Source organism: Vibrio sp. Vb0349 (assembly GCF_033338975.1).
On the sequence record NZ_JAWOTS010000001.1, the window covers coordinates 572,367 to 583,973 of the forward strand.

Below are 11,607 nucleotides of genomic sequence, written 5' to 3' on the forward strand. Positions count from 1 at the left end.
TGCTTGCTATTTATGATGACCTCATGACGTGAATAATTTTATAATCATTAAAATGGATACAGTTTTATGAATTTAGTGAAACCGTCTGTTGCCATTGTGGTTGCAGCCCTACAACTCGCGTCTTCTGCCTATGCGCAAACAAACAATAGCGAAGAACTACAAGATATGTCTGACCCACTTGCGGTATACACCCAAGCTGGCTTTGGTATTACTGATAAAGGCGCGAACATCAAAATCGGTCAAACTTACCAATCTAGCCAGCCTGGTACCATGGCGATGAACATCATTGAAATGAAAGGCATTGGTGGTGAGCTATTTGGCATTCGCGACAATGACGATCCAATATATGCCAACGTTGATGACAGCATTGACTCTTTCCGACTACGTAATTTCCAAGTAGAAGTCGCAAAAGGTCTAGGCCGTCAATTAGATGTAAACTACGACGTTGATAACGATAAATTAGATGCATCTTATAGCTTTATTCAAGGTCTACCTAAGTTTGGTATGTTGCAGCTATTTCCTTTAGCTGGTGCGGGTGTCACTATTGCTAATGATTTTAGTGGTGATGACAAAGGTTATGAAATTCCAGGTACTTTCACTGTTGTGGGTATGTACTCAAAAATTGAATTAACCGATAAAATCTGGATTAACTACAACCCAATGTATATGCATACGTTGTCTGGGTCTAGTCAATATAAAGATACTTATTACGCGGGTGAAGATAATATCTTAACTCATGAGTTTGCGTTGTCTTATCAAATTAATCCTCGCGCTAATATTCGTTACTTTGCAAACTGGAATGAGCATGTTAATTTCGGTGATGGTGATCACCGTATCGAATTTAACTACCAATTCTAACTCCCTCGTTTATTTCCAGAATGGAAAGTGTGTTTATCCATATATTTAAATATTTAGGCCAAAGCACTTTCTACATAAAGTAGGTTTATCATGAAAGCCAAATATAAATTTGCGTTGGTATCTATTGCTATATCTTCTGCATTACTATCAGGATGCAAAACTGGCGATATCGTAACGAAAACAGCCCAAGCACCCTATGTTGAAACCGTTACCCTAACCGAAACAAAAATCACTCCTTATCATAATTTTATCGGTCGAACTGAAGCGGTAAATGACGTTGATATTATGCCGCGAGTCGGTGGCGAATTAACCGCGATTCATTTTAAAGATGGCGATATGGTCGAAAAAGGCCAATTGTTGTTTGAAATCGACGACCGTCCTTACAAAGCGGCACTGGCGTATGCAAAAGCGTCGTTGCAAAAAGCAAAAGCGCAACTCGTTCAAACTACGCGTGATGCAGAACGTGTGAAGAAACTCATCAAAGATAAAAGCATCAGTGAGCAGCAATACGATGACGCCATTGCCGCGCAAGCCGCAGCGATTGCTTCGGTAGAAGAGGCGAAGGCGACGCTGGTTTCAGCAAGGCTCGATCTTGAATTTAGCTCTGTGCGTGCTCCTTTCTCTGGTCGCGTGGGTTTCAGCAACTTCCGAGTGGGTGACCGTATTTCGAAAATTCAACTCGTTCCTCTTGTTTCGATCACTCAAGTAGACCCAATTCACTTTGGCTTTGATGTGGATGAGAAGCTCTACCGCCGCGTAAGAAGTGCGATTGATGTAGCTCATCGTAACGATGACAAACTGGATGTTGATTTAACACTGACGCTTTCAGACGGTTCATTGTATCCGCTTGATGGCAAGATCTACGCCGTTGGCAATAAGATCGATTTAGAAACAGGCTCAATTCGAGCAGAAGCACAATTCGATAATCCAACTTACGCGCTTATGCCGGGTGAATATGGCAACTTGACCATCAAGCTGCGCAACAAAACCATTGATGGTTTGCTTATCCCATCGGCGGCTGTTCAACAAGACCAAGCGGGTGACTACGTCATGGTGGTTGGTGATGATCACGTGGTGTCTCGTCGTAACGTTGAACTCGGTCAGACCTACGGTGTGAAACGTGCTGTGCTGACTGGTTTGGCGGCTAACGAAAAAGTCATCGTCAATGGTCTACAAAAAGTGCGTCCGGGTGCAACGGTGAAAGACGTTGAGCTACAGAGTGAACAAGGCTGAGTGAGTACTGATGTTAAGTAAATTTTTCATTCACCGGCCGAAGTTTGCTTTGGTGATCTCACTGGCGATGACATTGATGGGTATGATCGCCCTGAAAGTCTTGCCAATTTCTGAGTATCCTCAAATCTCTCCAACGGTAATTACGGTGAGCACCATGTATCCGGGTGCAAACGCGGACGTGGTTAAAAAGACCGTAGCACAACCGATAGAAGCCAAAGTCAACGGCGTTGAAGACATGATTTACATGTCTTCTGTGATTGGTAACGATGGCTCATACACATTGCGTATTTACTTCCGAGTGGGCGCAGATGGCGATATGGCGCAGGTTCGTGTGAACAACTTGGTGGCACAGGCGACGTCGTCTCTACCACAAGAAGTAAACCAAATCGGTGTGACGGTTAAGAAGAAATCTTCCGACATGCTGGGCGTTATCACACTGCGTTCTCCGAAACAGTCTCACGACAGTATCTACCTTTCTAACTACGCGGATCTCAATATTGTCGAGCGTCTAAAACGTATCGAAGGTATGAGTGACATTACGCTGCTGGGTAAGAAAGACTACTCAATGCGTATTTGGTTGAACCCAAATAAACTGGCTACCTTGAAGCTTTCTGCTAGCGATGTTATTGGCGCAATTAAAACGCAAAACATCCAAGTGGCGGCGGGTAAGATCGGTGGTATGCCAGCTCCGGGTGATCAGCAATATCAATATGTTTTGCAAACCAAAGGCCGCCTTACTTCTGCGGAAGAGTTCGAGAACATCATCATCCGTGCGAGCAAGAAAGGTTCTATGATTCGCTTGAAAGATGTGGCTCGTGTCGAAGTTGGCGCACAAGGTTACGAAGCTGATGGTCGTATGAATAACGAACCAGCCGCCGTTCTGGCCTTGTACCAGTTGCCGACAGCGAATGCGCTAGACGTGATGGAGCGGGTGAAAGAGGCCATGAAAGAGTACGAGAAATCGTTCCCAGATGATTTGGTCTATGACATCGCGTATGACTCTACCGAATACGTAGAGACATCGATTGATGAAGTGTACGAGACGCTGGTGATTGCGGTACTTCTTGTCACCTTCGTTGTGTACGTTTTCTTGCAGAACTGGCGAGCGACCATCATTCCAACCTTAGCGATTCCGGTTTCCATCATTGCGACTTTCGCAATCATGGGCGTGATGGGCATGACCATTAACACCATCTCGTTGTTTGGCTTGATCCTCGCCATCGGTATCGTGGTGGACGATGCGATCATCGTGGTAGAGAACGTGGAGCGGGTTATCCATGAAGAGCATTTAGACCCGATTCCGGCCACGATCCAAGCTATGAAAGAAGTGACGGGGCCAGTATTGGCAACAACGCTTATTTTGTTGGCAGTATTCGTACCGGTTGCGCTATTGCCGGGTATTTCCGGTCGAATGTTCAACCAGTTCGCAGTCACCATCTGTGTGTCGGTGCTGATCTCTGCGATCAACGCATTAACGTTAACGCCAGCGCTTTGTGCGTTGATGTTGAAATCTACTCACTCGCAACCTATTGTGCCTTTGCGTGCGTTTAATCGAGGTTTTGAAGCAATAACGCGCAAATACCAAGGTGTAGTTGGCTTCTTGAGCCGTCGCATTGTGCTGAGTATCGGTGTTTATGGCGCGCTTATTGCGGTGCTGGCATTTGCGTTCATGACCGTACCTTCCTCTTTCGTACCGAACGAAGATAAAGGCGTGTTCATGGTCGAAATGCGTTTGCCAGACGCAGCAGCATTGCAGCGTACTGCACCATTAATGAAGCAGTACGTTGATGAGCTAAAACAGATGGAAGGTGTGGAGAACGTGGTTTCGGTTGCGGGCTTCTCGGTAATTAACATGGCGTCGATTCCAAACTCGGGCATGTTGATCATCAAACTGGATAACTGGAGCAAACGTAAAGACCCTGAGCTACACCAACGCGCATTGATGAATAAAGTTAACCAAATGCTGAACTCAACGCCAGATGCCGCTTCGTTCGTTTTCGCGACACCGGCAATCAAAGGTATGGGTGCGGTGGATGGTTTCAACCTTGTGCTGCAGGACAACTTGGGCCGTTCTCCACAAGAGTTGGCAAAAACAACCGCTGATTTTGTTGCCCAAATCAACCAACTGCCTGAAGTGGCACGTGCGTTCTCGATTTTCCGTGCGAATATTCCGCAACGTTACATCGATATTGATCGCGATAAAGCGATTTCGATGGGCGTACCGTTGAATGAAATCTTCAGCACACTGCAAGCACAGTTGGGCGGCGCCTACATTTCTGACTTCAACTTGTTTGGTCGTTCGTACCAAGTGAAAGTGCAAGCAGAAGAGCAATACCGTGACAATATCGACGACATCAACCATCTGTTTGTTCGCTCAAGCTCTGGAAAAATGGTGTCACTGGCAACGCTAGTGAAAGTGAAGCCGATCTTCGGCCCAGATACCTTGTCGAACTACAACATGTTCAGTTCTGCAACCGTGAACGGTGCGCCAGCGCCAGGTTACAGCTCGGGTGATGTTGTAAAAGCCATTGAAAAACTGGCTGCGGAATCTTTGCCAAGTGGTTACTCATACGAGTGGTCAGGCATGACTTACCAAGAGATGAAAGCAGACAACATGGCGCCGATCGCGTTCGCATTGTCTTTGCTGTTCACCTACTTGTTCTTGGTGGCTCAGTACGAAAGTTGGACCATTCCTGCAGCGGTAATGATGGCGGTTCCAGTCGCGATTCTCGGCGCAATGGGCACGCTACTGCTGGTGGGACAACCGTTCGACTTGTACGTGCAGATTGGTGTGGTCATCTTGATCGGTATGTCCGCCAAAGTGGCGATTCTTATCGTGGAATTTGCCAAAGTTCTGCGAGAAGAAAAGGGCTTATCCATCATTGATGCTGCCAAAGAAGCTGCTCGAATCCGTTTCCGTGCAGTACAGATGACCGCATTTGCCTTCATCTGGGGGGTATTCCCGTTGGTGATTGCATCGGGTGCCGGTGCGGCATCTCGTCACTCACTGGGCTTTGCAGTATTCGGCGGCATGATTCTCTCTACGTTTGTAGGCACGTTACTGACGCCAGTGTTCTTCGTGATGATGCAATCTCTGCGCGAGAAGTTTAAGCGAAAGAAACCCACTGAACTTGAGGTGAGCGAGCAATAACGCTGATTTCAACTGACTGACTCCACAACACCCCCACGCTGTGTGCGATTGGCCAATGCCTTTCATTGATATACAACCACCGTCGCAGCGTGGGTTCCCCAAACAATAATAGGTTTTAGCATGAAAAATCTTTCAAAAATCGTCGTAGCGAGCTCTCTACTGACGTGTGCTGCTGCGCAAGCGGGTGGGTTATACCTTTACGAAACAACTGCATCGGATATTGGTTTGGCATCCGCTGGTATGGCGGCTCGTGCGCAAGATGCCTCAGTAATGGCAGCAAACCCGGCTGGTCTGGCGAATGTTTCTGGTAAATCTTTCTCTGGTAACCTGATTGGCCTTTACGGTGACGCGCAACTAGACACGATGACTGGCGATGCGGGCAACGTGATTGGTTTTGTTCCTATGGCGTCGGCATTTTACAGCCAACAAGTAAACGACAAATGGACGCTGGGTATTGGTCTGTATGGCAACTACGGCCTTGGCCTCGAGTACGAAGGTCTTTTGGATAATCATTTAGATATTCCTACAGCAACGACGCAAGCCTTAACCATTCAACCTTCCGCTTCTTACCGCATCAATGATCACTGGTCTGTGGGTGCGGCGCTTGGTATTCAGTACGGTATGTATGAAGTGGAAACGAAGGGAGTCTTGAACTTCAATGACGAAGACCAAGACACACAGGTTAACGGCCGAGTAGGTGTGCTTTATGAAGCAACAGCAGGCACGCGTCTTGGGTTGTCTTACTCTTCTGAAACCGAATTTGAATTCGACAATAGCAACTCCATTGCTCCGCAACAACTGATCTTCAGTGCTTACCACGAAGTGAATGATGACCTAGCGGTGATGTGGAACGTGAACTGGCAAGACTGGAGCGAATACACAACCACGCTGAACGTAGAGACACAAGACACTTACCAAATCGCATTGGGTACTCAGTACAAACTGAATGAAAAAATGATGTGGAATGCAGGTTTTGCATTCGATACCAGCATGTATGAAAGTCAATCAAACGGTGACATTACCGTTCCTACTGGCAAGGCGTACCGCATTGGTACAGGCATTGATTACAAATTGGATTCAGAAAACTCAATTGGTTTCGCGTTTGAAGCGATCTTGATGGAATCGTCAAAAACGCCGCGCTTACAAGCTGGTTTTGATGAGCCTGCGCTGTACTTCATGAGCATGAGCTACAACTGGAAAAACTAATCATTCCTAATCGCTAAAACGCCTTCCTTACAGGCCATTCTACCCTAACTACCTGCACTGGATGCTGTCACACCATCTAAGGTAGTTAGGGCGCTTCTGTCACATCCAGTGAGTGATGATTCAAAAAGTATCTGCGCAGCTAAGTGCGGGTATTCAACATCTCAAAGGACTAAAAAATGAAAAATAAACTAGCGTTAGTGTGTACGACTTTGTTGGTTAGTACGCTGGCTCATGGTGCCGAGCATCGAGTAAAAGACAATAAAAACAAGTTGGCGGATGACCCAACAAAAGTCATCACGAAATTTGGCGCGTCGTACGCAAACAACTACGATTTTGATGATCAAAACATCTCATTCTCGGGCTCACTTGCGCTTGACCAAGCGCGCAAAATTAACCTGCGTATCAATGATGATGCGAGCGAGTGGCGTATTGGTGGCTCGTGGTTGTTTCCGGTCGGTATCGTGAACTTCAACTTCGGTAAAAATGAATACGTAAACGGCGCGGATCAAACCAACTACAGCGTTGGTACCTTTATGCCGCTAAGTTATTTCGGGATTGAGCCAGCAGGCTTCCAAATTTTCCCAATGGCAGGCTATACGTACAACACTGGTGATGTTCCTGTTTGTGACGGTGCAGAAAGTAGTCTCTGTAGCGAGCCTAACTTTACGGGGACGCCAAGTGCAGAGAATGGCTTCAATATGATGAGCTCTTCAGGCAGTAGCGGTTACGTTGGTGCATTCGCGCTGAAATCGTTTACCAAAGAGCTGACGTTAATCAGCTTCGCAGCAGGCACTTACGGCTCAGAAAACAGTGAAGGAGAGAACTACAAAGGCTTCTTTGGTGGTATTGGTCTTGGTTACCTCGTGAGCAAACGCCACTCTTTTAACGTAATGACGTTTGTCATGGACAACAACACCTATTTGGATGAAGCAGACAAGCGCATCGTATTATCATATCAATATCAATTTGAATAAATAAAAACGCAGCCCAAATAGCTGCGCTTTTACTTTGATAGAATGAACTAGTGAATTGAGTTGTTTTCTTCGATCTTTTTCTGGTATTGGTGTTTTAATATATACATGCGCTTAACATCGCTGTAAGCGCCGTTAATAAAGTATTCTTCTACAAGGTGACCTTCTTCGATAAAGCCGCATTTTTTGTATAAGTGAATAGCGACTTCGTTATCCACTGCGACTAATAAGTAGATTTTACGTAGATTAAGAATTGAGAATGAGTAATCTAACGCACGATTAATCATCTCTGTCGCATAACCTCGGCCTTGATGCTCTGGGGCTATGATTATCTGAAATTCCGCGCTTCGGTGAATGTAGTTAATCTCGATCAGCTCAACTAAGCCAATTACGATGCCGTCTTCATCTTCGACGACAAAACGTCTTTCAGCGTCATCATGTATATGTTTTCGATAAAGTTCTTCGAGCTCGTCATAAGATTCGTAAGGTTCTTCGAACCAGTAGGCCATGATATTTCGGTTGTTATTCAGTTCATGAATAAAGCGCAAATCAGAACGCTCTAATGCACGCATTTTTAGGCCTTTCTTCATCATTTTTCTCCAATGAGGGCGGAGAATACCTCCGCACTTGATGCTAGAAAATATTACCGTATTTCACAAGAATAGCGCATCTTTTTTTGGAAAATATCCTGTGATTTTCAATGTGGAAACTTAGAGTTCACGACAAATATAAATTAATCTTTACGATAAAAAACTCGATTAGGTGCTTTGCCTAATATCGTATTAAATACCGCGCAACGACTTAGTGTCTTAATCTAAACAAACAAGGTATTCAATATGTTTTCAATCGGTGACGTAGTAGTAGCGACTAAAGGTATCGATCTTGGCGAAATGGTTGTTACAGGTTTAAGCAGTGGCGGTTTTTACACACATGTAAAAGCAGGCGAAAAAACACTAACTTACCCAGCTAAAGATCTTAAGAAAGCATAACTAAATTTGCTCATTCTTATTTTTAACTGGCTTAAAGTTCGTATTAGTTATTTTAAGCGGGTTAGAATCGATAAAAGGTAGCGCAATGAGTCGCTACCTTTTTTTATTTTTTCTACCTTTCTTCACCAATATGAAACTCAACGCGATTTCTTCCGGTTTCTTTTGCCTTGTAAAGTGCTAAGTCGGCGCGTTTAACGAGTGGTTCAAATGAGTCGTCGAGACGACAGACTTGAGTTACCCCAATACTCGCGGTGAAGCTCATATCACAACCTGAATGTTGAACGGTCGTCGTTTCTAGTGCATTACGAATCGTTTCTAATGTGTCTAGAGCTTGCTGTGATGAGCGACTTCTTAATACGATGGCAAACTCTTCACCGCCAACTCTGGCAAGTAAGTCACAATCAAGTAGATGACTTTTAATAGTATTAACTGCATGGATCAGTGATTTATCGCCTGCGTCATGACCAAATCGGTCATTGAGGCTTTTAAAATTGTCGAGATCTAAAATAGCAACATGGAAGTCAATGCCCTGGGTTCGGTATTCATTTAGGCGGCTTTCGATTTGTCGCATGAACTCTCTGCGGTTTGGAATACCTGTTAGATCATCCGTCGTGGCGAGGTGTTCCATTTTCATAATCTGTATATGAAGGGCAATGTTTAAAGCAATCCAATTAGCGATGCACTGAAGCTGTGCCGCTTGTTCGTTTGTGTAAATGTGCGTTTGATGATGCGCAACATTAAGCGTTCCTAGGCAGACTTTACCGTGCATTAAAGGCGCGTCCATACACGTACCCATACCATTGGATGCGAGCATCACACAATCGATCTCATCAGATTGCGTAACATCGTCGCAGATCATCAGTTGTTGCTTTTTGAACACTCGGCCAACAAACGCTTGATGAATGGGCACTAAAAATTCAGCGGGAATCGCTTTACTACCAGAGAAAGAGTAGACCTTTAAATGATCATTGTTTTCATAAAGTGTGATACTCGCACGGTCAGAATTAAATATACGATTTATCCATTCTGCCACCGTATCAAGTACTTGCTGTAGTGTTTCCGATTGAGCTAAAAAGTGAACAAACCCTATCGGCATACATATCGGACTTTCCATGTTTTGCATCGATAAGTCATCAGGGTTAAAAGTTCTTTCAAGTCTCAATAGACATCTCCTTGGCAATGTTGCAAATACCAACAATAAATTACGTGAAGCTATTTTGTAGAAAATGTGCTTCTTGGTAAGAGTATGGTTCAATTATCGCCGTTTGTGTGCATTTGGTTGCTTAATGTGGGCGTTAACTCACCCTAAATAAGTAAATCTTATACCTATTTATAAGTAAGTCATTACTCAATAAGTGGTGTTTTTAAGATGGAAGTACAGAATGAGCCCTTCTGGAAGAGAAGGGCTAGAAAAGGATACAAATAGGGTCAGGTGAGTGGTGACTTAATTGTCTTTGTACTTTTGTAAAATCAACTGACTTATCTGCGCAACGAGTTGGTCCCTAGCTTGAAGTGAGAGCTCGGTTTCTGTGACATAAATACTAATGTAAACAGGTCGATGATTTTCCTTCCATATAATCGCGTTAATGCCACGCGAACCATGACCTCCCGCACCAGAACGGTCTGCAATAGACCAACCTGTTGGTAATACAGAACGCATTAACGAGTCTGAAACTTTGTTGTCCTGCATCCAGATTTTTAATTGTACACGAGACTCATAAGACAACGTTTCGCCTTCGACCAAAGTTCGAAGAGTGTTTAGTATGGCGTTAGGTGTGGTTGTGTCGCGGCTGTCGCCTGGTGTGGCTTCGTTCAAGCGAGGTTCTATTCTGTCTAGGCGCGTTGCTTTATCTCCAATTGCTCGCAGAAACATTGTTACGGCTTTAGGGCCGCCAATTTCATTTAATACCAAGTTGGCTGCAGTATTATCACTCATTAACATAGCGGCTTCACACGCGTGCTCTATGCGTGTGTTTTGGCCTGCGAGCTTATCCATCACTGGAGACCATACAACGATACTGCGCTCATCGACTTTTGCGGTCGCATTCTTACTTAGCTTACCGCTGTCCATATCACTTAGCATTTTGGCACAAGCTAGGGTTTTGAATGTGCTCATGAGTGGGAAGCGTTCATCGCCACGGTAGTCCCAACGCTCGTCTGCTTGGGTATCCCAAACTGACACCCCAATTCTGCTTGAGGTTTGTTGCTCGAGGAGAGAAATGTCCTCATTCAGTTGGGACGCGTAACTTAGGGTTGAGCAAACCATTAGCCCAGCCAACAAAAATAACTTTTTCATGGATCGTGTTCTTCAATTTTAGTTTTAGTTCGCACCGTAGCGATGTCACGTAAACTATAACGAGCCAATACTCTAAACACTGTTAAATCTATGTCTATTTTATGTAGGATTCTTTGCAATACGCTAATACGGTCTCAATATGAGGAGAAGAGTGTTGCTATCAAGGCCCGTAGTTTGGCTTATATATTACGTCGGTGATTCGGTCATAAAAATATCTTAGCGTGAGACACTGGCTCAGAATTTCTTATCATGAGCTAACGAATAGTTTGATCCAGAGAAATAAAAGGAGCTGAATCATCAGCTCCTTTGTCTAGTTGGATAATTACTTACAGTTCAATCTTTTTAACCATGCCTGCTTCTGCATGGCCCGGAATGTTGCACGCGAACTCAATCTTGTTGTCACCGTGGAAATGCCACAACAACTGCTTCGCTTTGCCCGGTTCGACCGTCACAGAGTTGCCCGAGTCGTGCATGTGATCGCCACTCATTGTCTTCATCATTTCGCGATGTTCTAGCTGCTCTTTAGCCGAACCAATCGTAAACTCGTGGTTGATCTTACCTGTGTTCATCACCACAAATTGCACCACATCGTTTGGCTCAATCTTGACGTCTTTCTTGAACTTGATGGTCATGTCATCATCCAAGATAACGTGTACCACCTTGTCTGGCTTTGCCCCTTTCGCTGGCATACCTACTGCCGACATGCCCGGCATATCCATCATGTTTGAATGGTCCATTTTACTGTGGTCCATCTTCATGCTGCCGTGGTCCATGTTTTCATGCTTCATGTTGCCATGGTCCATGTTCGCGTGGTCCATGTTTGAATGATTCATTTGGGCAAACGCAGTCGTTGTTGTTAGGGCTAGAGCAAGAGTGATTAGTGTCTTTTTCATTTTTATATCC

Annotated in this window: 10 protein-coding genes; 6 read left to right on the top strand and 4 right to left on the bottom strand. The window is 44.7% G+C overall.

Annotation, left to right across the window (positions count from 1 at the left end; translation table 11 throughout):
• Positions 1-66: 66 nt before the first annotated feature.
• The 5 genes from R7Q47_RS02600 to R7Q47_RS02620 all read left to right on the top strand — a co-directional run bounded on the left by R7Q47_RS02600 (position 67) and on the right by R7Q47_RS02620 (position 7,422).
• Entirely contained in the window at positions 67-858 is a 792-nt protein-coding gene (locus tag R7Q47_RS02600) for a hypothetical protein (protein ID WP_017821525.1), read from the top strand.
• A 90-nt stretch (positions 859-948) separates the two neighbouring features.
• Positions 949-2,091, top strand: a complete 1,143-nt coding sequence (vmeP, locus tag R7Q47_RS02605) for an efflux RND transporter periplasmic adaptor subunit (RefSeq protein WP_213962358.1) — start codon at positions 949-951, stop codon at positions 2,089-2,091.
• 10 nt (positions 2,092-2,101) lie between these two features.
• Positions 2,102-5,242, top strand: a complete 3,141-nt coding sequence (vmeQ, locus tag R7Q47_RS02610) for an efflux RND transporter permease subunit VmeQ (protein ID WP_318088579.1) — start codon at positions 2,102-2,104, stop codon at positions 5,240-5,242.
• A 120-nt stretch (positions 5,243-5,362) separates the two neighbouring features.
• Complete coding sequence (locus tag R7Q47_RS02615; protein ID WP_213962360.1) at positions 5,363-6,448, top strand: OmpP1/FadL family transporter; 1,086 nt, start codon at positions 5,363-5,365, stop codon at positions 6,446-6,448.
• Between the two features lie 176 nt (positions 6,449-6,624).
• Positions 6,625-7,422, top strand: coding sequence for a hypothetical protein (locus R7Q47_RS02620; RefSeq protein ID WP_005385112.1), 798 nt, complete (start codon positions 6,625-6,627; stop codon positions 7,420-7,422).
• A gap of 47 nt (positions 7,423-7,469) precedes the next feature.
• On the opposite strand, the gene speG is transcribed toward R7Q47_RS02620, so the two are convergent.
• Positions 7,470-8,009, bottom strand: coding sequence for a spermidine N1-acetyltransferase (gene speG / locus R7Q47_RS02625; protein ID WP_005375417.1), 540 nt, complete (start codon positions 8,007-8,009; stop codon positions 7,470-7,472).
• 246 nt (positions 8,010-8,255) lie between these two features.
• Here speG and R7Q47_RS02630 point away from each other — a divergent pair, with 246 nt between their 5' ends.
• Positions 8,256-8,408, top strand: a complete 153-nt coding sequence (locus tag R7Q47_RS02630; protein WP_005375418.1) for a hypothetical protein — start codon at positions 8,256-8,258, stop codon at positions 8,406-8,408.
• 112 nt (positions 8,409-8,520) lie between these two features.
• Here the strand turns inward: R7Q47_RS02630 and R7Q47_RS02635 are convergent, their stop codons facing one another.
• The 3 genes from R7Q47_RS02635 to copI all read right to left on the bottom strand — a co-directional run bounded on the left by R7Q47_RS02635 (position 8,521) and on the right by copI (position 11,597).
• The gene (locus R7Q47_RS02635) at positions 8,521-9,570 is read right to left on the bottom strand and encodes a sensor domain-containing diguanylate cyclase (RefSeq protein WP_053303796.1); all 1,050 of its coding nucleotides are present in this window, start codon (positions 9,568-9,570) and stop codon (positions 8,521-8,523) included.
• Between the two features lie 282 nt (positions 9,571-9,852).
• The gene (gene blaCARB, locus R7Q47_RS02640) at positions 9,853-10,704 is read right to left on the bottom strand and encodes a CARB family carbenicillin-hydrolyzing class A beta-lactamase (protein ID WP_154203965.1); all 852 of its coding nucleotides are present in this window, start codon (positions 10,702-10,704) and stop codon (positions 9,853-9,855) included.
• A gap of 326 nt (positions 10,705-11,030) precedes the next feature.
• A complete protein-coding gene (gene copI / locus R7Q47_RS02645) occupies positions 11,031-11,597 on the bottom strand; it encodes a copper-resistant cuproprotein CopI (RefSeq protein ID WP_154203964.1) in 567 nt (188 codons plus the stop codon).
• Between the last annotated feature and the right edge of the window lie 10 nt (positions 11,598-11,607).